Origin of the sequence: Streptomyces sp. JJ38, assembly GCF_019303475.1 — a bacterium.
Classification (GTDB): domain Bacteria; phylum Actinomycetota; class Actinomycetes; order Streptomycetales; family Streptomycetaceae; genus Streptomyces.
The window spans coordinates 54,314-79,193 of record NZ_JABLSI010000021.1; the positions used below are offsets into that span (position 1 = coordinate 54,314).

A 24,880-nucleotide genomic window follows, 5' to 3' on the forward strand; every position below is an offset into this window, starting at 1 on the left:
CCGTGTGCGCTGGACGGCCGCCCCGAGGCCGACCCCGGGCCGCGGCCGACGGGCCCCAAGCAGTCCGGAAGCAGAGCTGGAGAAGAAGGAACACACGTGCAGCTCGTAGTCGCGCGGATCGGCCGCGCCCACGGCATCAAGGGCGAGGTCACCGTCGAGGTGCGCACGGACGAGCCCGAGCTGCGGCTCGCTCCCGGCGCGGTACTCGCCACCGACCCGGCCGGCGTCGGCCCGTTGACCATCGAGCACGGCCGTGTCCACAGCGGCCGGCTGCTGCTGCGCTTCGCCGGGGTGGCCGACCGCTCCGCCGCCGAGGCCCTGCGCAACACCCTGCTGATCGCCGAGGTGGACCCGGACGAACTCCCCGACGACCCCGAGGAGTTCTACGACCATCAGCTCATCGACCTGGACGTCGTCACCCAGGACGGCGAGGAGGTCGGCCGCATCGCCGAGATCGCGCACCTGCCCGCCCAGGACCTGTTTGTCGTCAAGCGTCCGGACGGCGGCGAGGTGCTCATCCCGTTCGTCGCCGAGATCGTTCCCGAGGTCGACCTGGAGGAGCAGCGGGCCGTCATCGACCCGCCGCCCGGGCTGCTCGGCGAGGCCGAGGAGCCGGACGGGCGGCCGGAGCCGCCCGTGGACGCCTCCGCGCAAGCCTCCGCCCCCGGCGCCGGCCACGAGGGCGAAGACGAAGGCCGGGAAGGCGAGGGCCGGCCGCGGTGAGGCTCGACGTCGTCACGATCTTCCCCGAGTACCTCGAACCGCTGAACGTCTCTCTCGTCGGCAAGGCCCGCGCCCGGGGACAGCTCGACGTGCGCGTCCACGACCTGCGCTCCTGGACCCACGACCGCCACCACACCGTGGACGACACGCCCTACGGCGGCGGCCCGGGCATGGTCATGAAGCCCGAGCCGTGGGGCGAGGCGCTGGATGAGATTCTCGCATCGGGCGCGGGCGAGCCCGTGATCGTCGTCCCCACACCGAGCGGTCGGCCCTTCACCCAGGAGCTGGCCGCCGAGTTGGCCGGGCGGGACTGGCTGATCTTCACCCCGGCCCGCTACGAGGGCATCGACCGCCGCGTCATCGACGAGTACGGCGAGCGCTGCGACGTCCGCGAGGTCTCCATCGGCGACTACGTCCTCGCGGGGGGCGAGGCGCCCGTCCTGGTCATGGTCGAGGCGGTGGCCCGGCTGCTGCCCGGCGTCCTCGGCAACGCGGACTCCCACCGCGACGACTCCTTCGCCGTCGGCGCCATGGCCGACCTGCTCGAAGGCCCCGTCTACACCAAGCCCCCCAGCTGGCGCGGCCGGGAGATCCCCGAGATCCTCGTCAGCGGTCACCACGGCCGCATCGCCCGCTGGCGCAGGGACCAGGCCATCACCCGCACCGCCACGCACCGGCCCGACCTCATCCGGCGCTGCGACCCCGCCGCGCTCGACGCCCACGACCGGGAGATCCTGGCGGAGCTGGGCTGGAGCCTCCTGCCCGAGGGCCGATTTGGGCAGGCCGGGGAGGCCGTGGAAGAATAGGCCGTCGGCCTCAGCCCGCGCGTGCGACCCTGCCACAGGGGGATCAACGCCGCCGTGGCCCGGCCACCCGAACCATCAACGACCATTCCGCTGCTGACCTGTGGCAGTGGCGAGGAAAGCAGACGAGCATGTCTCACCTTCTCGACAGCGTCGACGCGGCGTCGCTCCGCAGCGACATTCCCGCGTTCCGCCCCGGCGACACCGTCGACGTCCACGTCCGCGTCATCGAGGGCAACCGCTCCCGTGTGCAGCAGTTCAAGGGCGTCGTCATCCGCCGGCAGGGCTCCGGCCTGCGGGAGACCTTCACGGTCCGCAAGGTGAGCTACGGCGTCGGCGTCGAGCGCACCTTCCCGGTGCACACGCCGGTCGTGGAGAAGATCGACGTGGTCACCCGCGGCCAGGTCCGTCGCGCCAAGCTCTACTACCTGCGTGAGCTGCGCGGCAAGGCCGCCAAGATCAAGGAGAAGCGCGAGAGCTGAGCCGTCGCGCACCGAAGCACACCCGGCGGCCGGGCCCCATCGACGGATGCGGCCCGGCCGCCGCTTCGTGATGGGGGCCGGGCCGCACCGCCCCGGCCTGCCCGAACGTTCGCGTGATCCACTGGACACCGCTTAGGCTCTCCGTCCGGTGACACACCGCCCGCCCGACGAGCCGGGCGGGCGACGACGGAAGCGGACTCCATGACCGACACCTCTGGACCGGAGGAGGAGGCACCTCCGGCGGTCCCGGCCACGCCGGGCGCCCCGGCCGGGGTGCGCGCGCGTCGGTCGCGCCTGCGGCGGGCGGCCGTCGGGGCGGTGGCGGTCCTCGTCCTCCTGCTACTCGTGAACGCCTTCGCCGTGCAGCCCTACCGGATCACGAGCGGCTCGATGGAGAACACGCTCCGGGTCGGCGACCGGGTCCTGGTGAACAAGCTCGCCTACCGGTTCGGCGACACTCCGGGGCGCGGGGACGTTGTCGTCTTCGACGGGACGGGTACGTTCGCCGTGGAGGACACGGGCGGCACCACCGTCTCCCACGTCCTGCGCACGGCCGGCGCGCTGGTGGGCCTCGCCGAGCCGCCGGGCAACGACTACGTGAAGCGGGTCGTCGGCGTCGGCGGGGACAGGGTCACCTGCTGCGACGAGCAGGGGAGGATCGAGGTGAACGGGGAGCCGTTGACAGAGGACTACCTCCATCCCGAGGGCGGCGACGCACGCGCCTCCACGGTCGACTTCGACATCGTCGTGCCCCCGGGACGGCTGTGGGTGATGGGGGACCACCGCGCCGACTCCCGTGACTCCCGCGACCATCTCGGCCGCCCCGGCGGGGGCACCGTGCCCGTCGAGGACGTCATCGGCCGCGTCGAGTGGGTCGGGTGGCCGGCCGACCGCTGGGCCTGGCTGCGGACAGCGCATGGGTAAGCGCGGGCGGCCCCGCTCCGCCGCGCCCGCGCCCGCCCGCGGGGCCCGGACCACCGACACCGGCCCCGGCGTCGCGGAGGTACGGAGCCCGGCCGGGGCACGGGGACCCGCGGGGGCACCGACGTCCGCCGGACAGGAGCCCGCGGAGCCCGCCGCGCCCGTCGCCGAGGAGGCGCCCGTCCGAGGCGAGGGCCGCGCGGCACGGCGCAAGGCCGCCCGACGGCTGCGGCGCCGCCGTCGGCTGTCGGCCACCAAGGAGATCCCCATCCTGCTCGGTGTGGCGGTGCTCATCGCGCTCCTGTTGAAGACGTTCCTCGTGCAGGCCTTCGTCATCCCCTCCGGCTCCATGGAGCAGACGATCCGCATCGACGACCGGGTGCTGGTGGACAAGCTGACGCCGTGGTTCGGATCGGAGCCCGAGCGGGGCGACGTCGTCGTCTTCGAGGACCCGGGCGGCTGGCTGGAGGACCAGCAGCAGCCCGAACCCCAGGACGACCCCGTCGGCATCGCGCAGGCCAAGTCGTTCCTGACCTTCATCGGCCTGCTGCCCTCCGACGACGAGCAGGACCTCATCAAGCGCGTCATCGCGGTGGGCGGCGACCGGGTGGTCTGTTGCGACGAGGACGGCCGCGTCACCGTCAACGGGACGCCGCTCAACGAGCCCTACCTCCACCCCGGCAACCGGCCCTCCGAGATTCCCTTCGACGTCACCGTGCCCGAGGACCGGCTCTTCGTCATGGGCGATCACCGGAGCAACTCCGCCGACTCCCGCTTCCACCTGGAGGACCCGGGTGAGGGCACCATTCCCACCGATCTCGTCGTCGGCCGGGCCGTCGTGATCGCCTGGCCGCTCTCGCACTGGACCGGTCTCGGAGAGCCGGAGACGTACGCTTCGGTGCCGGACCCCTCCGGCCGGGCGCCCACGGCGTCGGCCGGGCCACGGGACGGGAAAGCACAGGAATTCACGCCCATCCCGATGCCTGGGGAACTCGCGCTCGTTATCGGAGTGGCGGGCCTGCGCCGTTGGACGGGTGGGCGGTGGCACAGCGTAAGGAGAGAACGTGGGGAACGTGGCGGTCGGCCCCCGGGCCGGGTCCGGTGGAGACGATCCGGAGGACCGGCCCGAGGAGGAGCGCGACGGACGTCCCGGGGCGGGCGGCTCGTCGGCCGACGACACGGCCGGTGCTCCCGGCGCGTCCGATGGCTCCGGCGCCGTGGGCGGTGAAGGCCCGCGGGGGCCGGAGGACGGCGCCCCGGGCACCGGGGAGAGCGGCGGGAAGGGGCGCCGCGGCGGCAAGCAGCACCGCTCCTTCTGGAAGGAGCTGCCCCTCCTGGTGGGCATCGCGCTCGTCCTCGCGCTGGTGATCAAGTCCTTCCTGCTCCAGGCTTTCTCCATCCCCTCGGACTCCATGCAGAACACGCTGCAGCGCGGCGACCGGGTGCTGGTGGACAAGCTGACGCCGTGGTTCGGCTCGGAGCCGGAACGCGGCGAGGTCGTCGTCTTCGAGGACCCGGGCGGCTGGCTCGACACGCCGCCGCCCGAGCCGAACCCCGTGCAGCAGGTGCTGAGCTTCATCGGCCTGATGCCCTCGGCCGACCAGCAGAACCTGATCAAGCGCGTCGTCGCGGTCGAGGGCGACCGGGTGGAGTGCCGCAGGGGCGGCCAGGTCATGGTCAACGGCGAGCCGCTGGACGAGTCCGCCTACCTCTATCCCGGCAACACACCCTGCGGCGACCGTCCGTTCGGCCCGCTGACGGTGCCCGAGGACCACGTCTGGGTGCTCGGGGACCACCGGCAGGAGTCGCAGGACTCCCGGTACCACATGGAGGACCCGGGGAGCGGCGGTGCCGTGCCCGAGGACAAGGTCGTCGGCAGGGCCGTCGTGATCGCCTGGCCGGTCGGCCGCTGGGACTTCCTGTCCGTGCCCGACTCCTACGACCAGCTCTCCGCGGCGGCTCCGGCCGCCCTCGCCGTCGCCGGGACCCTGCCCGTGGCGCTCTGGCTCCGACGCCGCCGCCCCGCGGCCTGACCGTCCTTTCCCGGGGACACCGGCCGCCCGGGCCCGGCCGGTGTCCGCCTACCGCGGGTAAGGTGCGGCCAGCACATCCGCACCGGAGGTGAGCCCCGCATGACCACGGCAGCCACGCCGTCCCGAGCGCCCGGCCGGCGCCGCCGCAGCACCGCCGCCACCCTGGCCAATGTCGCCATGGGCCTCGGCGCCGTCCTCTTCCTCGGCGCCTTCGTCTGGGCCGCCCTCCTCTACCGCCCCTACGTGGTGCCGACGGATTCGATGGCGCCGACGATCAGCGCGGGGGAGCGGGTGCTCGCCGAGCGCGTCGAGGGTACGGATGTGCGCCGCGGGGACGTCGTCGTCTTCCAGGACACGACGTGGGGCGACCTCCCGATGATCAAGCGGGTGATCGGCGTCGGGGGCGACACCGTGGTCTGCTGCGACGCCGAGGGCCGTCTGACGATCAACGGCGAACCCGTCCCCGAGCCCTACCTCGACACCCCCGGCCGGGCCTCCGCCACCGAGTTCTCCGCCACGGTGCCGGAGGGCCGGCTGTTCCTGCTGGGCGACCACCGGCGGGACTCCGTGGACTCGCGCAGCCGGCTCGCCGGAGGCGCCGCGGCCGACGGCGCGGTGCCGCGGGACGCCGTCGTGGCGCGCGTCGACGTCACCGCCTGGCCGCTGGGGGAGGCCGGGGTGGTGGAGCGCCCCGAAGGCTTCGCGGCCCTGCCCGGCGGGATCTCCGCGCCGGGCCCGCTGCCCACGCTCTTCTGGGCGGGCGTGACGGGTGCCGTGCTGATCCTGGGCGGAGCCGCGCAGGGGCCGATCGCGCGGCGGGCCGGACGGCGCGGCCGGCGCTGACGCACAATGGGGGGACGCAGGCTGAAGGGGAACATGCCATGAGCGCCGAGGACCTCGAGAAGTACGAGACCGAGATGGAGCTGAAGCTCTACCGGGAGTACCGGGACGTCGTCGGCCTGTTCAAGTACGTCATCGAGACCGAACGCCGCTTCTACCTCACGAACGACTACGAGATGCAGGTGCACTCGGTCCAGGGGGAGGTGTTCTTCGAGGTCTCCATGGCCGACGCCTGGGTGTGGGACATGTACCGTCCCGCCCGCTTCGTCAAGCAGGTCCGGGTGCTGACCTTCAAGGACGTGAACATCGAGGAGCTCAACAAGAGCGACCTCAACCTTCCGGAGGACTCCGGCTTCAGCGGCTGACGTCGCCCCGAACCCGCCCCGATCACTCGACCGGGTGATCGAGTTGTCCACAGCCGGCCGGTTGTCCACAGAGACAGGGGAAGATCCCCGCGGCTCCCGCGCCCCCGCCACAGTCGGCGCTGGAGGTGGGCGACATGAACCGACAGGGAGCCCTGGGCCGGTACGGCGAGGATGTGGCGGCCCGCAGGCTGCGGGAAGCGGGCATGGCCGTCCTGGAGCGCAACTGGCGCTCGGCGGACGGCGAGATCGACATCGTGGCGCGGGACGGGGACGCGCTGGTGATCTGCGAGGTCAAGACGCGAAGCGCGGGCTCGGGCCAGCATCCGATGGAGTCCGTCACGCCGCGCAAGGCCGCCCGGCTGCGGCGGCTCGCGTCGCGCTGGCTCGCCGAACGGTGGCTGGTCCGCTATGGCAGGCCACCCACCGGCGGAGTGCGGATCGACGTGATCGGCGTGCAGCTGCCCCGGCGCGGCGCCCCGGTCGTCCAGCACGTGCGAGGGGCGGCGTGACATGGCCTTCGCACGCACCTGCTCGGTGGCCCTCGTCGGAGTGGAGGGCGTGGTCGTCGAGGTCCAGGCGGACCTGGAGCCCGGCGTCGCCAACTTCACGCTGATCGGCCTGCCGGACAAGTCCCTGATGGAGAGCAAGGACCGGGTCAGGGCCGCCGTGGTGAACTCCGGTGTCGAGTGGCCGCAGCGCAAGCTCACCGTGGGGCTGAGCCCCGCCTCGGTGCCCAAGGGCGGCAGCGGCTTCGACCTCGCTGTGGCCAGCGCCGTTCTCGGCGCGGCCGAGCGGGTCGACCTGCGGCGGCTGGCCGACACGATGATGATCGGCGAGCTCGGGCTCGACGGCCGGGTGCGCCCCGTGCGCGGGGTCCTGCCCGCGGTGCTGGCCGCCGCCGACGCCGGGTACCGACAGGTCGTGGTGCCCGAGCAGGCGGCCGGCGAGGCCCGGCTCGTGCCCGACGTGGCCGTCCTCGGCGTCCGCAGCCTGCGCCAGGTCATCGCGGTGCTGGCCGACGAGCCGGTCCCGGAGGAGGACGCGGCCGAGGACATCGGCCCCGAGCCGGTGCTCGGCGGCTCCGCTCTCGTCGGCACGGTCGCCGGCGGCAGCGGGCAGGCGGGAGCCCGGCCCGTGGACCTCGCGGAGGTCGCCGGGCAGCTCGCGGCGCGGCGGGCCCTGGAGATCGCCGCCGCCGGCCGGCACCACCTCTTCCTGAAGGGGCCTCCGGGCGCCGGCAAGACGATGCTGGCGGAGCGGCTTCCCGGCCTGCTGCCCCCGCTCAGCCGTGCGGAGTCGCTGGAGGCCACCGCGGTGCACTCCGTCGCCGGGGTGCTGCCGCCTGGGGAGCCGCTGATCTCCCGGCCGCCGTACTGCGCCCCGCACCACTCGGCGAGCATGGCCTCGCTCATCGGCGGCGGCACCGGTCTGCCCCGCCCCGGGGCCGTCACCCTGGCCCACCACGGCGTGCTCTTTCTGGACGAGGCCGCTGAGGCGAGCGCCCGCGTGCTGGACGCCCTGCGGCAGCCGCTGGAGTCGGGCGGCGTCGTCGTCGCGCGGGCCCAGGGCATGCTGCGGATGCCCGCCAGACTGCTGCTCGTCCTGGCGGCCAATCCCTGCCCCTGCGGGCGCCACGGCGCCACCGGAGAGCCCTGCGAGTGCCGCCCCTCCGCCATCCGCCGCTACCGTGCGCGGCTCTCCGGTCCCCTGCTCGACCGGGTGGATCTGCGGGTCACCGTCGAGCCGGTGGCCCGGGCCGAGCTCCTCGCGCCCGACGGCGGCGCCGAGGACACCGCGACCGTCGCCGAACGGGTGCTGGCCGCCCGGGAGCGCGCCGCCCAGCGCTACACGGGCACGCCGTGGCGGACGAACAGCGAGGTGCCCGGCTACGAGCTGCGCACCCGCTGGCGGGTCGCCCCAGGCGCACTGAGCTCGGCCGAGGCCGATCTGGAACGCGGGCTGCTGACGGCCCGCGGGCTGGACCGCGTCCTGCGCGTGGCCTGGACGGTGGCCGATCTGGCCGGGCACGACCGCCCACGGGCCGAGGACGTCGACTGCGCTCTCCAGCTCCGCACCGGCGTCAGCCGCGGCACCGCGCTCTTCGGGGCCGGGCGGTGAGCGGTGGCCGGGCGGCGGGCGGCGGGGCCGTGCCCGCGGGGCAGGGCGAAGTCGAGGAGGAGGACCGGCTGGCCCGGGTGGCGCTCAGCCGCATTCTGGAGCCGGGGGACGAGCTCGCGGGCGGCTGGGTCGCCCGGTACGGGCCGGTCGAGACGGCGCGGGCGCTCGCCGGAGAGCGCCCGCTGCCCGGGGCGGGTGCCCGCCGCTGGGCGGGCCTGCGGCTGCGGGCCGCCGCCGTGGACCCGGCCGCCGATCTGGCCAGCGCCACCGCGCTCGGCGGCCGGTTCCTGTGCCCCGGCGACGCCGAGTGGCCCGGCCAGCTCGATGACCTCGGGGCCGTCCGACCGCTGGGGCTGTGGGTGCGGGGCGCGTCCTCCCTGCGCTTCGCCGCGCTGCGGTCCGTCGCCGTGGTCGGCGCCCGGGCCTGCACCGAGTACGGCGCCCACGTCGCCTCCACGCTGGGCTGCGGCCTCGCCCGGCGCGGCTGGACGGTCGTCTCGGGTGCCGCCTACGGGGTGGACGGCGCCGCGCACCGGGGAGCGCTCGCCGTGGGCGGCGCCACCGTGGGCGTGCTGGCCTGCGGGGTGGACGTCGCCTACCCGCCGGGCAACCGGGAGCTGCTCGCCCGGCTCGGGGAGCAGGGCTGGCTGCTCGCCGAGCTCGCCCCCGGGGAACATCCCACCCGCCCTCGCTTCGTCCTGCGTAACCGCGTCATCGCCGCGCTCGCCCGGGGCACCGTCGTCGTGGAAGCGCAGCTCCGCAGCGGCTCGCTGGTCACCGCGCGGTGGGCGGAGCGGCTCGGGCGGCAGACGATGGGCGTGCCCGGCCCCGTCACCTCCGGGCTGTCGGCCGGAGTGCACCGGCTCCTGCGTACCGAGGGGCGGCTGGTGACCTGCGCCGACGAGGTCATCGAGCTGGTCGGGAGCATCGGGGAGCTGGCCCCCGAGCCGAGAAGCCCGCTGCTCCCGCGCGATCTGCTCCCCGCGGCCACGGCGCGCGTGCTCGAGGCCCTGCCCGCCAGGCATGCCGTCACGGTGCCGTGGCTGGCGCGCGCCGCGGCGACCGCGGCGGAGGAGACCCGGGCGCGGCTGACGGAGCTGCGCTCGCTCGGCTTCGTCGAGTGCTCACGAGACCGCTGGCAATTGACGCGCCCGGCCGGGCGACACCCCAACGGGTGACGAAACGGTCCTTGACCTGGAACAACCGCGTGGAAGGGTGAGCATATGAGCCCGGAACGGCAGATACCGGTGGCCCGTGCGCGGCGCCACGGGGGCGCCTTGTCCCACCAGGGTGCGGGCCGAAGAACGTATCTGCGCATCCCGCATCGCACCCTCATCGCCCGGCGCGACGTGTTGATCACGCTACGCTCACGAGGTTCTCCGTCTCCGTCGCGAGAGCCACGGCCCGGGTCGCCACGGCGACCGCTGTCCGTCCACGAGTTCCCCGTCCGCACCGACCCCGCAGAACGGCTCCAGGTAACGCATGCCCCACCACATGTCCGCGTCACCCCGGCCGGCCCCGGCGCCGCCGGCCGCGACCGGTACGGAGGCGCCACCCGTCGCCCCCAGCTCGCTGGAGCAGTTGTGGCGGGCGTACAAGGACACGGGCGACGAACGGCTGCGGGAGCAGCTCATCCTGCACTACTCGCCACTGGTGAAATACGTCGCCGGGCGCGTCAGCGTGGGGCTGCCGGCCAATGTGGAGCAGGCCGACTTCGTCTCGTCCGGCGTCTTCGGGCTCATCGACGCGATTGAGAAGTTCGAACCGCAGCGGTCCATCAAGTTCGAGACGTACGCCATCACGCGCATCCGCGGGGCGATGATCGACGAGCTGCGCGCGCTCGACTGGATTCCCCGGTCAGTGCGCCAGAAGGCCCGCGCCGTCGAGCGCTCGTACGCCTCGCTGGAGGCCAAGCTGCGGCGGACGCCCAGCGAGACCGAGGTCGCGGCGGAGATGGGCATCCCCGTCGAGGACCTCCACGCCGTCTTCAGCCAGCTCTCGCTGGCCAACGTCGTCGCGCTGGAGGAGCTGCTCCACGCCGGCGGCGAGAGCGGCGACCGGCTCAGCCTCATGGACACCCTGGAGGACACGGCGGCCGACGACCCGGTCGAGGTCGCGGAGGACCGGGAGCTGCGCCGCCTGCTGGCCCGGGCGGTGAACACGCTGCCGGAGCGGGAGAAGACGGTGGTCACGCTCTACTACTACGAGGGGCTGACGCTCGCCGAGATCGGCGAGGTGCTGGGCGTGACCGAGAGCCGGGTGAGCCAGATCCACACCAAGTCCGTGCTCCAACTCCGGGCCAAGCTCGCGGAGGTGGGCCGCTGAATCGTCTTTCCGGACGTGTGCGCCCCTCCTGACCGGCCGGTCGGGAAGTCGTAGGGTGGAACACGTGCCCAGGATCCGAGCGGCCACAGTGGCCGAGCATCGCACCATGCAACGCCACGCCCTGCTGGAGGCGGCCCGCACGCTGCTGTCCGAGGGAGGCACCGAGGCGCTGACCTTCCCCGCCCTGGCCGAGCACACGGGGCTGGCCCGCTCGTCCGTCTACGAGTACTTCCGCTCCCGCGCGGCCGTCGTCGAGGAGCTGTGCGCGGTCGACTTCCCGGTGTGGGCCGCCGAGGTCGAGGCGGCGATGGCCGCCGCGAGCACTCCGGAGGGGCAGATCGAGGCCTATGTCCGGCGGCAGCTCGCCCTCGTCGGAGACCGGCGGCACCGGGCGGTCGTGGCGATCTCCGCCGGTGAGCTGGACCAGGGCGCTCGCGAGCGTATCCGCGCGGCCCACGGCGGGCTCGTCGCGATGACGGTCGAGGCACTCGAAGCGCTCGGTCACGAGCAGCCCCGGCTCGCGGCGGTCCTGCTCCAGGGCGTGGTCGACGGTGCCGTCCGCCGAATCGAGCTGGCCGTGGAGGACCCGGCAGCCGTGACGGAGGCCGCCGTCACCATGGCCCTGCACGGGGTGGCGGGCGGCTCCTGACCCGCTGCGCCTGCGCGGCCTGCCGCCGCAGGGCGCGACGGGCCAGGACGGCGGCGCCGGCCAACCCGGCGGCCACGCCCAGCGGGGCCGTCGAACCGGGCGGCACACGGACACCGGCCGGCAGCCAGCCGGGCGCGCCCGGGCGCCCCGGCCCCGTGCCCCGGTCCGCCCCACGCCCCTCCGGGGGTGAGCCGTGCCCCGGCAGCGGCACACCGAAGACCGGCAGCAGCACCGAGGGCCCGCGCAGCGCCGCGAGTGGGTCCAGATAGGTGTCGCCCCGGCGCAGACCCCAGTGCAGACAGGCCCGCGGCGCACAGTGCGAGGGCCCGTCCGCCAGGGCGCCGAGGGTGGCCCCGGCCGCCACCCGCTCACCCGTGGTGACGGAGGCCCGCAGCGGCTCGTAGGTCGCGCGCAGCGCCGCCCCACCCGGCCCCGTCAGCTCGACGGAGACCACGCCCCGCCCCGCCACCCGGCCGGCGAAGACGACGCGCCCGCCCCAGGCCGCGCGCACGGACTGCCCCGCCCGGCCCGCCAGATCGACCCCGCGATGCCCCGGGCGCCAGGGCGCGGACGGAAGGTCGACGTCCCGCACGACCTCGGTGGGCGACAACGGCCACGTGGGCCGCTCGCCACCGGGAGCCGGAGAGGCGGGGAAGGGCGGGGTCGCGGACGCCGCCGCCGTCCGGCCGCCGAGGAGCGCGCCGGGCGGCAGGATGAACGGGACGAGGGCCAGGACGAGAGCGAGCACGCCCGAGAGGACGCCCGGCAGGCTGGTCGGCCGCGCGCCCGACCGGGTGACCGGAGGGACGTACGGTGGCCGCCTGGACACACATGGTGACTGCCTCATGGGTGCAGCGTGGCAGCTTCCGCGGCCGGGCGTCGTACCCGCGCGGACGCTGTGGACTACTCGCCGGTTGTGGACAAACCGGCGAACAATCGAGCGTGTCGCTTGGCGTGCGGCGGTTCCCGTACACTTCTGCTGGCGACCCGGGTCACCGGGTCGACTTCGCACGCCCCGCCACCTCGTCGGCTCTTCCGTCGGGTGGCCGCGTATCCCGGTCCTGACGAGCCGCCCCACCCGGGTGGACGGCGCCGCTCGTCGGGCACGACGCGTCCGGGGCGTCAGGGGCACGGCCACCGGCCGTCGCCGACAACCGAGGACACAACAAGGAGAACGGCCATGGCCGTCGTCACGATGCGGGAGCTGCTGGAGAGCGGCGTCCACTTCGGGCACCAGACCCGCCGCTGGAACCCGAAGATGAAGCGCTTCATCTTCACCGAGCGCAACGGCATCTACATCATCGACCTGCTCCAGTCGCTGTCGTACATCGACCGCGCCTACGAGTTCGTCAAGGAGACGGTTGCCCACGGCGGCACCGTCATGTTCGTCGGCACCAAGAAGCAGGCCCAGGAGGCGATCGCCGAGCAGGCGACGCGCGTGGGCATGCCGTTCGTCAACCAGCGCTGGCTCGGCGGCATGCTGACCAACTTCTCGACCGTGCACAAGCGGCTGCAGCGCCTCAAGGAGCTGGAGCAGATCGACTTCGAGGACGTGGCCGCCTCCGGCCTCACCAAGAAGGAGCTGCTGGTCCTCTCCCGCGAGAAGGCGAAGCTGGAGAAGACGCTCGGCGGCATCCGCGACATGCAGAAGGTGCCCAGCGCCGTCTGGATCGTGGACACCAAGAAGGAGCACATCGCCGTCGGCGAGGCCCGCAAGCTGAACATCCCGGTCGTCGCGATCCTGGACACCAACTGCGACCCGGACGAGGTCGACTACAAGATCCCGGGCAACGACGACGCGATCCGCTCCGTCACCCTGCTCACCCGCGTGATCGCCGACGCGGTCGCCGAGGGTCTCATCGCCCGTTCCGGCGCCGCCGAGGGCAAGGGCGGCGGCGAGCAGGCCGCGGCCGAGCCGCTGCCGGAGTGGGAGCGGAACCTGCTGGAGGGCGAGAAGGCGGCGGAGGCCACCGAGGCCAAGCCCGCCGAGGCCAAGCCCGCCGAGGAGAAGGCCGAGGAGAAGCCCTCCGAGGCCCCGACCGAGCAGCAGGGCTGACACCCGGGCACACCGTGTATGTCAGGCGCACGGCGGGAGCGGGGCGCGAACGCGCCCGCCCCGCCGTGCGCCCGCACCTGAATCGGGTCGATCCCGTCGGACCCGGGCTCGACACAGACCACTCGATTTCCTTCATCGACTTTTCGGGAAGAGATTCACCCCATGGCGAACTACACCGCCGCTGACGTCAAGAAGCTCCGGGAGCTCACCGGCGCCGGCATGATGGACTGCAAGAAGGCGCTCGACGAGGGCGACGGCAACGTCGACAAGGCCGTCGAGATCCTGCGCGTCAAGGGCCAGAAGGGCGTGGCCAAGCGCGAGTCCCGCACCGCCGAGAACGGCGCCGTCGCCGCGCTCATCGCCGACGACAAGGCCTCCGGCGTGCTGGTCGAGCTGAAGTGCGAGACGGACTTCGTCGCCAAGGGTGACAAGTTCCAGGCCGCCGTGAACACCGTCGCCGCGCACATCGCCGCCACCTCGCCGGCCGACACCGCCGCCCTGCTCGCCTCCGAGATCGAGAGCGGCAAGAGCGTCCAGGCCTTCGTGGACGAGAAGAACGCCGAGCTCGGCGAGAAGATCGTCCTGGACCGCTTCGCCCAGTTCTCCGGTGGCTACGTCGCCACCTACCTGCACCGCACCAACCCGGACCTGCCGCCGCAGGTGGGTGTGCTCGTGCAGCTCGACAAGGAGAACGCCGAGGTCGCCAAGGACGTCGCGCAGCACATCGCCGCCTTCGCGCCGAAGTACGTCTCCCGCGACGAGGTCCCGGCCGAGACGGTGGAGAACGAGCGCCGCGTCGCCGAGGCCACCGCGAAGGAGGAGGGCAAGCCCGAGGCCGCCCTGCCGAAGATCGTCGAGGGTCGCGTCAACGGCTTCTTCAAGGAGAACTGCCTCCTTGACCAGCCCTTCGCGAAGGACAACAAGAAGACGGTCCAGAAGGTCCTGGACGAGGCCGGTGTCTCGCTGAGCCGCTTCGCGCGGATCCGCGTCGGAGCCTGAGCGACCCCCGGGCCCGGCCGCTGTAGGGTCGGGCACACGGCAGCCCGGACAAGCCGCTACGAGGAGGCCATTGCCACAGGAACCCGCCAGTTCCGCACCGGCAATGGCCTTCCTCGTATGTGCACGAGGAGATTCCCATGAGCAGGACCGAAACCGACACCGACGTTCCCCGCCGTTTTCTGCTGAAGCTCTCCGGCGAGGCGTTCTCGGGCGGCGGCGGTCTGGGCGTCGACCCCGACATCGTGCACAAGATCGCCCGGGAGATCTCGGCCGTCGTGCGGGACGGTGCGCAGATCGCCGTCGTCATCGGCGGTGGCAACTTCTTCCGCGGAGCCGAGCTGCAGGTCCGCGGCATGGACCGGGCCCGCTCCGACTACATGGGCATGCTCGGCACGGTCATGAACTGCCTCGCCCTCCAGGACTTCCTGGAGAAGGAGGGCATCGACTCGCGCGTGCAGACCGCCATCACGATGGGGCAGGTCGCCGAGCCGTACATCCCGCTGCGTGCGATCCGGCACCTGGAGAAGGGCCGGGTCGTCATCTTCGGCGCGGGGATGGGCATGCCCTACTTCTCCACGGACACCACCGCGGCCCAGCGCGCGCTGGAGATCCACGCCGAGGCGATGCTCATGGGGAAGAACGGTGTCGACGGCGTCTACGACTCCGACCCGGCCAAGAACTCGGAAGCGGTCAAGTTCGACGCCCTCAGCTACGACGAGGTCATCACCCGGGACCTCAAGGTGGCGGACATGACCGCGATCACCCTGTGCCGCGACAACAAGCTGCCGATCCTCGTCTTCGAGCTGCTCGCCGAGGGGAATATCGCGCGGGCGGTCCAGGGTGAGAAGATCGGCACGCTGGTCAGCAGCCAGAGCAACAGGAGCTGACCTCAGCCCCGGTGGACACGGGCCTGCCGGTCGGACATCGTGCAGGCACCTGGGCTCTGCCCGCGACACCCGGTCCTCCGCAGGGGCCGGGAGGCCGGGGGCACCGTCCGAACCCGCTCAATCCGCCCAGTCATCGAACCAGGAGCACGTGGTGATCGAAGAGACCCTCCTCGAAGCCGAGGAGAAGATGGAGAAGGCGGTCGTCGTCGCCAAGGAGGACTTCGCCGCGATCCGTACCGGACGCGCGCACCCGGCCATGTTCAACAAGATCGTGGCCGACTACTACGGGGCGGCGACCCCGATCAACCAGTTGGCGTCCTTCTCGGTCCCCGAGCCGCGCATGGCCGTCGTGACCCCGTTCGACAAGAGCGCGCTCCGCAACATCGAGCAGGCCATCCGCGACTCCGACCTCGGGGTCAACCCGTCGAACGACGGCACCATCATCCGGGTGGTCTTCCCGGAGCTGACCGAAGAACGGCGCAAGCAGTACATCAAGGTCGCCAAGGGCAAGGGCGAGGACGCGAAGGTGTCCATCCGCAGCGTCCGCCGCAAGGCCAAGGAGACCATCGACAAGGCCATCAAGGACGGCGAGGTCGGCGAGGACGAGGGCCGTCGCGCCGAGAAGGAACTGGACGACACCACCTCGAAGTACGTCGGCCAGATCGACGAGCTGCTCAAGCACAAGGAAGCCGAGCTGCTCGAGGTCTGACGGTTCTTCAAGGTATAAGGGCTGCAATCAGTGAACGACTCACCCTGGGGTGCGCCGCCGCCCACCGGGCACGGGTTCCATCCCGGCTCCGGGAACGTCCCGTCGGCGGGTCCCGTACACGACGTCCGCGATCCGGCGCAGACTCGGCCCATGCCCATCGTGCCCGACGCCGACGGAAACCAGGGGGAGCACGGCGGCCCCACCGGCCCCGAGCCGGAGGGGGCTGCCACCGGCGGCAGCCCGCCCTTCCCGCCAGGAGATCCGGGGCCCGGAGCGTCCCCGGCGACCTCCGTGCCCGCTTCGCCGCCCGGCCGCGCGAAGCGGGCAGGCCGTGACCTGCGTGCCGCCATAGGGGTCGGCGTGGGGCTCGGCGCCGTCATCCTGGCGTCGCTGTTCCTCGTCAAGGACGTCTTCGTCGCGGTGATCGCGCTCGCCGTCGTCGTCGGCCTGTGGGAGCTGACCTCCCGGCTGGCCGAGCGCAAGGGCATCCACGCGCCGCTGGCGCCGTTGGCGGTCGGCGGTGCGGCGATGGTCGTGGCCGGATACGTGGGCGGCGCCGAGGCGGCCTGGGTGGCGATGGCCCTGACCTGCCTCGCCGTCCTGGTGTGGCGGATGGCGCAGACGCCGCACGGCTACCTCAAGGACGTCACGGCCGGGGTCTTCACGGCCTTCTACGTGCCCTTCCTCGCCACGTTCGTCGCGCTCATGCTCGCCGCGGACGACGGGGCGCAGCGGGTGCTGACGTTCCTCCTGCTGACCGTGGTGAGCGACACCGGCGCCTACGCGGTCGGCTGGCGCTTCGGCAAGCGCAAGCTGGCCCCGCGCATCAGCCCGGGCAAGACCCGTGAGGGGCTGCTGGGCGCCGTCGGCTTCGCCATGCTCGCCGGTGCCCTGTGTCTGCAGTTCCTCATCACGGACGGCACCTGGTGGCAGGGGCTGTTGCTGGGGCTCGCCGTGGCCGCCAGCGCCACGCTCGGCGACCTGGGCGAGTCCATGATCAAGCGGGACCTGGGCATCAAGGACATGGGCAAGCTCCTGCCCGGCCACGGCGGCATCATGGACCGCCTCGACTCCCTTCTCCCGACCGCCCCCGTCGTCTGGCTCCTCCTCGTCGCCTTCGTCGGCACGGGCTGAGCGGAAAACCCCGCGCCGCGTCCGCCCGCCTCGCGTTAGCGTGCCGGGATGCTTCGGATACGCGAGATGCGCCGGGACGATGTCGACGCCGTCGCCGACCTGCGCGTACGCGGCTGGCAGGCGGCGTACGCCGGGATGGTGCCACAGGCGTACCTGGACGCGATGAGCGTCGAGGAGGATGCCCGCAGCCGCCGTGCGGCCTTCGCCGACCCCCGCTCACGAGCCGTGCACCTGGTGGCCGACGACGGGACGGGCGCGGTGGGCTGGGCCGCCTACGGGCCCTACCGCGGCACGCCGCCCGGGCCGGACACGGGCGAGCTGTACGCCCTGTACGTCCGCCCGGAGCTGGTGGGCACCGGCGTGGGGCGTGCCCTCGTCGAAGCGGTGCACGCCCGGTTGTGGCGGGACGAGGGCTGTGCGGGATGCGCGCTGTGGGTGTTGCGGGACAACGCGCGGGCCAGGCGCTTCTACGAGGCGGCCGGATACCGTCCGGACGGCGCCGTGCAGCGTGAGGACCTCGGGGGCCGTGAGGTGGCCGAGGTGCGGTATCGCCGGGGCCGTCCGCGGGGGCGTGGGCGACCGGTCGGGTGACGCCGGACGATCTGCGACACTGGACGGGTTATGCCTGCGCCTGGAGAACTGACGTTTGTCGCGCCGCGGGGGGCTGCCAAGCCGCCGCGGCACCTCGCCGACCTCGCACCCGCCGAGCGTAAGGAGGCGGTGGCCGGGATCGGGGAGAAGCCGTTCCGGGCCAAGCAGCTCTCCCAGCACTACTTCGGCCGGTACGCGCACGACCCCGAGCAGTGGACGGACATCCCGGCCGCGGCGCGGGAGAAGCTGGCGGCGGAGCTGCTGCCGGAGCTGATGACGGTTGTCCGGCACATCAGCTGCGACGACGGCGACACCCGTAAGACGCTGTGGCGGCTGCACGACGGGACGCTGGTCGAGTCGGTGCTCATGCGCTACCCGGACCGCGTCACGATGTGCGTCTCCTCGCAGGCCGGCTGCGGGATGAACTGCCCGTTCTGCGCGACGGGGCAGGCCGGTCTCGACCGGAACCTGTCGACGGCGGAGATCGTGCACCAGATCGTGGAGGGCATGCGGGCCCTGCGCGACGGCGAGGTGACCGGTGGGCCCGCGCGGCTGTCCAACATCGTCTTCATGGGCATGGGCGAGCCGCTGGCCAACTACAAGCGGCTCGTGGGCGCCATCCGGCGGCTGACGGACCCGGCCCCGGACGGGGTGGGGCTCTCCCAGCGCGGCATCACGGTCTCGACGGTCGGTCTGGTTCCGGCGATGCGGCGCTTCACGGATGAGGGCTTCAAGTGCCGGCTCGCCGTCTCGCTGCACGCGCCCGACGACGAGCTGCGCGACACCCTCGTGCCGGTCAACACGCGGTGGAAGGTGCGCGAGGTGCTGGACGCGGCGTGGGAGTACGCCGAGGTCTCCGGCCGGCGGGTGTCGATCGAGTACGCGCTGATCCGGGACATCAATGACCAGGCGTGGCGGGCGGACCTGCTGGGCCGGATGCTCAAGGGCAAGCGGGTGCACGTCAACCTGATCCCGCTGAACCCGACGCCGGGCTCGAAGTGGACGGCGTCCCGTCCGGAGGACGAGCGGGAGTTCGTGCGCGCCCTCGAACGGCACGGCGTTCCGGTGACGGTCCGGGACACCCGGGGCCAGGAGATCGACGGCGCCTGCGGCCAGCTTGCCGCATCCGAGCGCTGAGGTGGCATCCAGGCGCTGAGACGGCGTCCGGGCGCTGAGACGGCGGCCGGGTCATGTCCGGGCGCTGGTATCGTCCGAACATACGTATAACCATCCGACAGGGGAGCGCGCAGCGCTGAGAGTGCGGTAGGCCTCGAACGGGGAACCGCAGACCCTCGAACCTCGCCCAGGTCATGCTGGGTAGGAAGTTCGGAACCTCTCGTGCTGCCCGCATGCGCCCGGACCCGAAGGCAGCACGATGAAGCGCAGTACGACCGTGTTCAGCACGACGCTCAAGGGAGCTCTCGCCGCGACGCTCGGCACCGCCCTGCTGGTGGGCTGCGGGGCCTCCGACGGCTCCGACGACTCCGGCTCGTCCGGGGAGAAGGACAAGACCGTCACCCTCGTCACGCACGGCTCCTTCGTCGTCTCCGAGGACGTTCTGAAGCAGTTCACCCAGGAGACCGGCTACCGCGTGGAGGTGCTCCAGAGCGGGGACGCCGGGGTCATGGTCAACAAGGCGGTCCTCAGCGCGGGCAACCCCGAGGGCGACGTCCTGTTCGGTGTGGACAACACCCTGCTCTCCCGGGCCCTGGACGCCGAGGTCTTCACCCCCTACGAGGCGGCGGGGCTCGACGGGGTCGACGACAAGCTCCAGCTGGACGCGGAGAAGCACCGGGTGACGCCCGTGGACACCGGCGCCGTCTGCGTCAACTACGACCGGGCGTACTTCGCGGAGAAGGGCGTCGAGCCGCCGCAGACCCTCGACGACCTCACCGACCCGGTATACGAGGACCTCCTCGTCGTGCAGAACCCGGCGACGTCCTCACCCGGCCTGGCCTTCCTCCTGGCCACCGTCGGCGCCTACGGGGAGGAGGGCTGGCAGGACTACTGGAAGGACCTGAAGGCCAACGGCGTCATCCAGTCGGAGGGCTGGGAGCAGTCCTACAACGACCTCTTCAGCGGCTCCTCCGGGGGCCGGGACGGGGACCGCCCGCTCGTCGTCTCCTACGCCTCCAGCCCGGTCGCCGAGGTGCACTACGGCACCGAGGAGAACCCCGAGCAGGCGCCGACCGGCGTCGCCACCGGAACCTGCTTCCAGCAGACGGAGTTCGCCGGACTGCTCAGGGGCGCGGACAACCCCGAGGGCGGCAAGGCCCTCCTCGACTTCATGCTGGGCACCTCCTTCCAGGAGGACATCCCGCTGAACATGTTCGTCCACCCGGCGCACGGGGACGCCGAGCTGCCCGAGGTCTTCGAGCGGTACGGCGCCGACGTCGAGGACCCGCACACCGTCACCCCGGAGAAGATCGACGCCAACCGGGAGCAGTGGGTCAAGCAGTGGTCCGCGCTGATGCGGTGACCGAGGGGGGAACCGGAACCGTTCGCGCCGCCCGCGCGGGGGGCGGGCGACGCGGACTCGCGGCACGGCTCGGGCTCATGGCCGTGCCCGTGGCGTTCTTCGCCGTCTTCTTCGGCTATCCCGTCACCGCGATCGTCACGCGCGGGCTGCGCGAGGGCGGGCGCTGGCGCTTCGGGCGCGCCTGGGAGGTACTGACGGACCCGGTGACGCTGGACGTCGTCGGCTTCACCGTCGGCCAGGCCGCCGCCTCCACCGCGCTCACCCTGGCCGTCGCCCTCCCCGGCGCCTACGTCTTCGCCCGCCTCGACTTTCCCGGCAAGCGCCTGCTGCGGGCCGTGGTCACGGTGCCGTTCGTGCTGCCCACCGTCGTCGTCGGCTCGTCGTTCCTGGCGCTCCTCGGGCGCGGCGGACTGCTCGAGGTGGCGTGGGGCGTGCGGCTGGACACCTCGCTGTGGGCCATCCTCCTCGCCCACGTCTTCTTCAACTACGCCGTCGTCGTCCGGACGGTGGGCGGGCTGTGGGCGCAGCTCGACCCGCGCCAGGAGGAGGCCGCCCGGCTGCTCGGCGCCTCCCCCCTCACGGCCTGGCGCCGCGTCACGCTGCCCGCGCTGGCCCCGGCGGTGGCCGCCGCCGCCCTCATGGTCTTCCTGTTCACCTTCACCTCCTTCGGCGTCGTCCAGATCCTCGGCGGCGCCCGGTACGCGACGCTGGAGGTGGAGATCTACCGGCAGACCGCCCAGTTCCTGGACCTGCCGACCGCCGCCGTGCTGAGCCTCCTGCAGTTCGCCGCCGTCGGCGCGCTGCTGGCCGTCCACGCCTGGACGGTGCGGCGCCGTGAGTCGGCGCTGCGTCTCGTCGACGCCGCGCACACCGCCCGGGCGCCGCGTGGCGCGGGGCAGTGGGCGTTGCTGGCCTCGCAGCTGGCCGTCATCGTCGTCCTGCTGCTCGCCCCGCTGGCCGTCCTGGTGGAACGTTCGCTGGCCACCCCGGACGGGTACGGGCTGCTGTTCTACCGGGAGCTGGCCGCCCCGGCAGACGCGACCAGCACCTTCGTCGTCCCGGCCATCGAGGCCGTGGGCAATTCCCTCGCCTACGCGGCGGTGGCCACGGTCATCGCCGTCCTCGTCGGCGGGCTGGCCGCCGCGGCCCTCACCCGCAGGGCCGGACGGTTCGTCCGCGGCTTCGACGCGCTACTCATGCTGCCGCTGGGCACCTCGGCCGTCACCGTCGGCTTCGGGTTCCTCATCGCCCTGGACGAGCCTCCCCTCGACCTGCGGTCGTCCTGGCTCCTGGTGCCGCTCGCGCAGGCGCTGGTGGGCGTGCCGTTCGTGGTCCGCACGATGCTGCCGGTGCTGCGGGCCGTCGACGAGCGGCTGCGCGAGGCCGCCGCCGTGCTGGGGGCCACCCCGCTGCGGGCCTGGCGGGAGGTGGACCTGCCCCTGGTGCGGCGCGCGCTCGCCGTCGCCGCCGGGTTCGCCTTCGCCGTCTCGCTCGGCGAGTTCGGGGCGACGGTCTTCATCGCACGCGCCGACTCGCCCACCCTCCCGGTGGCCGTCTCCCGGCTCCTCGGCCGGGCGGGCGAGCTCAACTACGGGCAGGCGATGGCCCTCAGCACCGTTCTCATGCTCGTCTGCGCGGCCGGGCTGCTCGCCCTGGAGCGCGCCCGCACCAACACCTCGGGGGAGTTCTGACATGGCGTCACTCGACGTGGAGGCCCTGACCGTCCGCTTCGGTGAGCGGGCGGTGCTCGACGCCGTCGGGCTGGCGGTGGACGAGCGGGAGACCGTGTGCGTGCTGGGCCCCAGCGGCAGCGGGAAGTCCACCCTGCTGCGGGCCGTCGCGGGCCTGCAGCGGATCGACGCCGGTCGCGTCCGGCTCGCCGGACGCGACCAGGCCGGCATCCCCGCCCACCGGCGCGGGCTCGGGCTGATGTTCCAGGACCACCAGCTCTTCCCGCAGCGCGACGTCGCCGGAAACGTGGCCTTCGGGCTGCGCGTGCAGGGCGTGCGCCGGGAGCGGGCCGCCGCCCGCGTCGCGGAGCTGCTCGACCTCGTCGGCCTGCCCGGCGCCGGTGGGCGCGCCGTCGCCTCGCTGTCCGGCGGGGAGCAGCAGCGGGTGGCGCTGGCGCGGGCGCTGGCCCCCGAGCCGCGGCTGCTCATGCTCGACGAACCGCTCGGCCAGCTCGACCGCGGCCTGCGGGAGCGGCTCGTCGTCGAGCTGCGGCAGCTCTTCGACCGGCTGGGGACCACCGTCCTCGCCGTCACCCACGACCAGGGTGAGGCGTTCGCGCTGGCCCACCGCGTCGTGATCATGGCGGAAGGCCGGGTGGCGCAGAGCGGTACGCCCATGGAGGTGTGGCAGCGGCCCGCCTCGGCCTTCGTGGCGCGCTTCCTCGGCTTCGACAACCTGGTGCCCGCCACCGTGAAGGAGTCCGGCGCCGAGACCGCGCACACCGCCTGGGGGCCGCTGCCGGTTCCGCCCGGCACGCCGGAGGGGGAGTGCACGCTGCTGGTGCGCCCGGCCGGGGTGCGGCTGGTCGGCCCTGAGAACGGTCCCGGGAAGGGCTCGGAGGACGGGCCGCGGGCGCGGGTCCTGGCCCGCACCTTCCGGGGCGACCACCTCGCCGTGCTGCTCGACGTCGAGGGGGCGCCCCGGCTGGAGGCGTCCTGCGCCCTCACGGACGCGCCCGCCGTCGGGGAGGCCGTGCGTCCGCGCTTCGACGCGGCGGAGATCGTCCGCCTGCCGCCCGTCGTGGACGGCGGCGGGCCCGCTAGGACAGGGGCAGCGCCGCCAGCCGCGCCACTCCCCAGGTGACCGGGGCGAACACGACGACCACGGCCGCCGCGCGCAGGACGGCGGCCCGCCGGAGCAGTTCCCGGCTGGCGCCGAGCTGGGCGAGCGCGGCGCGGGCCGGTGCCAGCGCCGTGCGGGCTCCGGCGGCCGCGGTGAGTACGCCCGTCAGCGCGCAGACCACGACGACGGCGCCCCCCAGGACGGTCATCGGCCCGGGCGAGTCGTCGGGGCCGTAGACGTAGAGGGCGGCCACGCCCCCGCAGCCCGCCGCGCACAGGACGCCGATCGGGGCGCCGATCAGCGTGGCCTCCTCCTGGAGGAAACGGCCCGCGAGCAGCCGGGTCGCCCCGGGCCGGAAGGCGGCGAGGAGGCGGCCGGTGAGACGGGTGAGGCCCGGGCCCGCCAGTGCCAGGCCGAGCGCGGCCAGCAGCCAGCCGACGATGACGCCGGGCGGCACCCCCGTGGCGTCCCGGGCCGCGAAGGCCTCCAGGGCGAGGCCGAGCCCGACCAGGCCGACGCCGTAGGGCAGGCCGGCGGGCAGCGGGGGCCGGGGCCCGGGGCGGTCGAGGACGGGCTGCGGTGACGCAGGCCTGCGGGCGGCGGCGGCCCGCAGGCTCAGCGCGCTGGCCCCGGCGACGGCGAGCGGCACCGCCAGCAGCAGGGTGACGGTGGCCACCAGGGGGACGGGGCGGCCGGCGGCGAGCAGCTCGCCGGCGGCGCCGTCGAAGGGCAGCCCGACGACGTCCCCGCGCAGGTAGAGGAAGACGAGCAGGGCGATTCCGCTGCCGAGCAGGCAGCACGCCGCGATCTGGACGGCGGACAGCAGCGGCAGCCCGGCCGTGCGGAGCCCGAGGGCGTCGAGCGCCGCCCGGGACCGGGGCCCGGGGTCGGTGCGCGCGACGACGAGGGCGAGGTGGACGGTGGCGGCCAGCGGGACGAGGCACCACAGCAGCCGGGGGACGGCGACGCCGGCGTCGCCGGGGTGGGCGAGGGCGTAGCTGAGCGCGGACAGCAGCAGGAAGCCCACGCCGGCCGCGGCGGCGGCGACCGTGAGCCGGGGGAGCTGGGTGAGGGCCCGCGAGCCGCGGATCAGACGGAGAGGGAGCACGATTCCTGATCCTCTGCGCTGGTGGCGGTGGTGGCCTCCGGGGTGGGCCGGGTGGCGGTGCGGCCGTCGCGCAGCCGCACGGTCCGGTCGATGAGGGCCTCGCGGGGCGCCGGGGGCGTGCCGGGGGCGCCCTCCGGGGCGCCGCTCTCCGAGCCGGTCAGGACGAGGGTGATGCCGTGGGAGCGGACGGCGGTGGTGAGGGTGCGCAGCACCTGGGCCCGGTCGGCTGTGTGCAGCGGCGCGGTGGGCTCGTCGGCGAAGAGGACCTGCGGGCCGTGGACGAGGGCCCGCGCGACGGCGACGCGCTGCCGCCGTGCCTGGGGAAGCTCGGCCGGGCGCTTGCGCGCGCAGTCGGCGACGTCGAGACGCTCCAGCCACTCCAGCGCGCCGCGCCGGGCTGCGCGGCGGCCGGCGCCCACGAGCATCAGCGGGAGGGCGGTGTTCTCCCAGACGGTGAGCTCGGGGACGAGGGCGGGCTCGTCGCCGATCCAGCCGAAGCGGTCGCGGCACAGCCGCTCGCGGTCGGCCGGGGGGAGGGTGTGGACGGCGAGTCCGTCGAAGAGGACTTCGCCCTGGTGGGGGAGGAGCCGGCCGCTCAGGCAGTGCAGCAGCGTGCTCCTGCCGCTGCCGCGCGGCCCGGTGACGGCGACGATCTCGCCCTCGGCGACGTCAAGTGAGACGTCGAGAAGGGCGGGGGAGGGGCCGTAGGAGCAGTGCAGCCCACGGGCGCTGAGGAGTGCCTCACCGGTGCGCGGGCCGGAGGGAGGGTTCTCGGGGGACGCCATTCCTGCACGGTAAGGAGGCGAGGCGGCCGCTCGGGGCCGCCGGGCGCGGGGCGCGGTGCAGGTTGCTCCACCCGGGTGAG

General features: G+C 73.6%; 26 protein-coding genes and 1 riboswitch. Of the genes, 23 read left to right on the forward strand and 3 right to left on the reverse strand.

Translation table 11 applies throughout. The annotated features are described in order from the left end of the window. Positions 1-96: 96 nt before the first annotated feature. From rimM to HPT28_RS14270, 13 genes are all read left to right on the forward strand, one after another. Positions 97-723, forward strand: a complete 627-nt coding sequence (gene rimM, locus HPT28_RS14210) for a ribosome maturation factor RimM (protein ID WP_219091428.1) — start codon at positions 97-99, stop codon at positions 721-723. Continuing rightward, positions 720-1,529, forward strand: a complete 810-nt coding sequence (gene trmD / locus HPT28_RS14215) for a tRNA (guanosine(37)-N1)-methyltransferase TrmD (RefSeq protein ID WP_219091429.1) — start codon at positions 720-722, stop codon at positions 1,527-1,529. Before rimM ends, trmD begins: the two co-directional genes overlap by 4 nt. Positions 1,530-1,657: 128 nt before the next feature. Then, positions 1,658-2,008 carry a 50S ribosomal protein L19 gene (gene rplS, locus HPT28_RS14220; protein ID WP_219091430.1) on the forward strand — a complete coding sequence of 117 codons (351 nt, stop codon included), beginning with the start codon at positions 1,658-1,660 and terminating at the stop codon, positions 2,006-2,008. A 201-nt stretch (positions 2,009-2,209) separates the two neighbouring features. Continuing rightward, the gene (gene lepB / locus HPT28_RS14225) at positions 2,210-2,932 is read left to right on the forward strand and encodes a signal peptidase I (protein WP_219091431.1); all 723 of its coding nucleotides are present in this window, start codon (positions 2,210-2,212) and stop codon (positions 2,930-2,932) included. Beyond that, complete coding sequence (lepB, locus tag HPT28_RS14230) at positions 2,925-4,157, forward strand: signal peptidase I (RefSeq protein WP_219091432.1); 1,233 nt, start codon at positions 2,925-2,927, stop codon at positions 4,155-4,157. Before lepB (HPT28_RS14225) ends, lepB (HPT28_RS14230) begins: the two co-directional genes overlap by 8 nt. Further along, positions 4,147-4,962, forward strand: coding sequence for a signal peptidase I (lepB, locus tag HPT28_RS14235; RefSeq protein ID WP_219091433.1), 816 nt, complete (start codon positions 4,147-4,149; stop codon positions 4,960-4,962). Before lepB (HPT28_RS14230) ends, lepB (HPT28_RS14235) begins: the two co-directional genes overlap by 11 nt. Positions 4,963-5,061: 99 nt before the next feature. After that, positions 5,062-5,805: a signal peptidase I gene (lepB, locus tag HPT28_RS14240; RefSeq protein WP_374226963.1), complete on the forward strand. Its 744-nt coding sequence runs from the start codon at positions 5,062-5,064 to the stop codon at positions 5,803-5,805. A 38-nt stretch (positions 5,806-5,843) separates the two neighbouring features. Beyond that, positions 5,844-6,167, forward strand: coding sequence for a DUF2469 domain-containing protein (locus tag HPT28_RS14245; protein WP_219091434.1), 324 nt, complete (start codon positions 5,844-5,846; stop codon positions 6,165-6,167). A gap of 134 nt (positions 6,168-6,301) precedes the next feature. Beyond that, complete coding sequence (locus HPT28_RS14250; RefSeq protein WP_219091435.1) at positions 6,302-6,676, forward strand: YraN family protein; 375 nt, start codon at positions 6,302-6,304, stop codon at positions 6,674-6,676. A gap of 1 nt (position 6,677) precedes the next feature. Then, positions 6,678-8,285, forward strand: coding sequence for a YifB family Mg chelatase-like AAA ATPase (locus HPT28_RS14255; protein ID WP_219091436.1), 1,608 nt, complete (start codon positions 6,678-6,680; stop codon positions 8,283-8,285). Then, positions 8,222-9,463 carry a DNA-processing protein DprA gene (gene dprA / locus HPT28_RS14260; protein WP_374226964.1) on the forward strand — a complete coding sequence of 414 codons (1,242 nt, stop codon included), beginning with the start codon at positions 8,222-8,224 and terminating at the stop codon, positions 9,461-9,463. Before HPT28_RS14255 ends, dprA begins: the two co-directional genes overlap by 64 nt. A 304-nt stretch (positions 9,464-9,767) precedes the next feature. Next, positions 9,768-10,610 carry an RNA polymerase sigma factor WhiG gene (gene whiG / locus HPT28_RS14265; protein ID WP_219091437.1) on the forward strand — a complete coding sequence of 281 codons (843 nt, stop codon included), beginning with the start codon at positions 9,768-9,770 and terminating at the stop codon, positions 10,608-10,610. An 88-nt stretch (positions 10,611-10,698) separates the two neighbouring features. Next, entirely contained in the window at positions 10,699-11,259 is a 561-nt protein-coding gene (locus tag HPT28_RS14270; RefSeq protein ID WP_219091464.1) for a TetR/AcrR family transcriptional regulator, read from the forward strand. Here the strand turns inward: HPT28_RS14270 and HPT28_RS14275 are convergent. Next, positions 11,222-12,007, reverse strand: a complete 786-nt coding sequence (locus HPT28_RS14275; protein WP_308119229.1) for a M23 family metallopeptidase — start codon at positions 12,005-12,007, stop codon at positions 11,222-11,224. The two genes, HPT28_RS14270 and HPT28_RS14275, sit on opposite strands and share 38 nt — an antisense overlap. 432 nt (positions 12,008-12,439) lie before the next feature. On the opposite strand from HPT28_RS14275, the gene rpsB reads away from it, so the two are divergent. The 10 genes from rpsB (at position 12,440) to HPT28_RS14325 (ending at position 22,928) form a co-directional block, all read left to right on the forward strand. Beyond that, a complete protein-coding gene (rpsB, locus tag HPT28_RS14280) occupies positions 12,440-13,315 on the forward strand; it encodes a 30S ribosomal protein S2 (protein ID WP_219091439.1) in 876 nt (291 codons plus the stop codon). 162 nt (positions 13,316-13,477) lie between these two features. Then, positions 13,478-14,314, forward strand: a complete 837-nt coding sequence (gene tsf / locus HPT28_RS14285) for a translation elongation factor Ts (RefSeq protein ID WP_219091440.1) — start codon at positions 13,478-13,480, stop codon at positions 14,312-14,314. Positions 14,315-14,451: 137 nt separating this feature from the next. Further along, positions 14,452-15,201, forward strand: a complete 750-nt coding sequence (gene pyrH / locus HPT28_RS14290) for a UMP kinase (RefSeq protein ID WP_219091441.1) — start codon at positions 14,452-14,454, stop codon at positions 15,199-15,201. A gap of 151 nt (positions 15,202-15,352) precedes the next feature. Further along, entirely contained in the window at positions 15,353-15,910 is a 558-nt protein-coding gene (gene frr / locus HPT28_RS14295; protein ID WP_219091442.1) for a ribosome recycling factor, read from the forward strand. A gap of 30 nt (positions 15,911-15,940) precedes the next feature. Continuing rightward, positions 15,941-17,044: a phosphatidate cytidylyltransferase gene (locus HPT28_RS14300; protein ID WP_219091443.1), complete on the forward strand. Its 1,104-nt coding sequence runs from the start codon at positions 15,941-15,943 to the stop codon at positions 17,042-17,044. A gap of 48 nt (positions 17,045-17,092) precedes the next feature. Next, on the forward strand, positions 17,093-17,635 hold the full coding sequence (locus tag HPT28_RS14305; RefSeq protein WP_219091444.1) for a GNAT family N-acetyltransferase: 543 nt from the start codon (positions 17,093-17,095) through the stop codon (positions 17,633-17,635). A 30-nt stretch (positions 17,636-17,665) separates the two neighbouring features. Beyond that, positions 17,666-18,772 carry a 23S rRNA (adenine(2503)-C(2))-methyltransferase RlmN gene (gene rlmN, locus HPT28_RS14310; protein WP_219091445.1) on the forward strand — a complete coding sequence of 369 codons (1,107 nt, stop codon included), beginning with the start codon at positions 17,666-17,668 and terminating at the stop codon, positions 18,770-18,772. Positions 18,773-18,861: 89 nt separating this feature from the next. Next, positions 18,862-18,977, forward strand: a riboswitch (TPP riboswitch). 33 nt (positions 18,978-19,010) lie between these two features. Next, on the forward strand, positions 19,011-20,114 hold the full coding sequence (locus tag HPT28_RS14315; RefSeq protein WP_219091446.1) for a thiamine ABC transporter substrate binding subunit: 1,104 nt from the start codon (positions 19,011-19,013) through the stop codon (positions 20,112-20,114). A gap of 77 nt (positions 20,115-20,191) precedes the next feature. After that, on the forward strand, positions 20,192-21,805 hold the full coding sequence (locus tag HPT28_RS14320; RefSeq protein ID WP_219091447.1) for an iron ABC transporter permease: 1,614 nt from the start codon (positions 20,192-20,194) through the stop codon (positions 21,803-21,805). Position 21,806: 1 nt separating this feature from the next. Further along, positions 21,807-22,928 (forward strand): ABC transporter ATP-binding protein, encoded by a 1,122-nt coding sequence (locus HPT28_RS14325; RefSeq protein WP_219091448.1) that lies wholly within the window; start codon positions 21,807-21,809, stop codon positions 22,926-22,928. Here the strand turns inward: HPT28_RS14325 and HPT28_RS14330 are convergent. After that, positions 22,885-24,015 (reverse strand): hypothetical protein, encoded by a 1,131-nt coding sequence (locus HPT28_RS14330; protein WP_219091449.1) that lies wholly within the window; start codon positions 24,013-24,015, stop codon positions 22,885-22,887. The two genes, HPT28_RS14325 and HPT28_RS14330, sit on opposite strands and share 44 nt — an antisense overlap. Continuing rightward, on the reverse strand, positions 23,997-24,800 hold the full coding sequence (locus HPT28_RS14335) for an ABC transporter ATP-binding protein (RefSeq protein WP_219091450.1): 804 nt from the start codon (positions 24,798-24,800) through the stop codon (positions 23,997-23,999). Before HPT28_RS14335 ends, HPT28_RS14330 begins: the two co-directional genes overlap by 19 nt. Between the last annotated feature and the right edge of the window lie 80 nt (positions 24,801-24,880).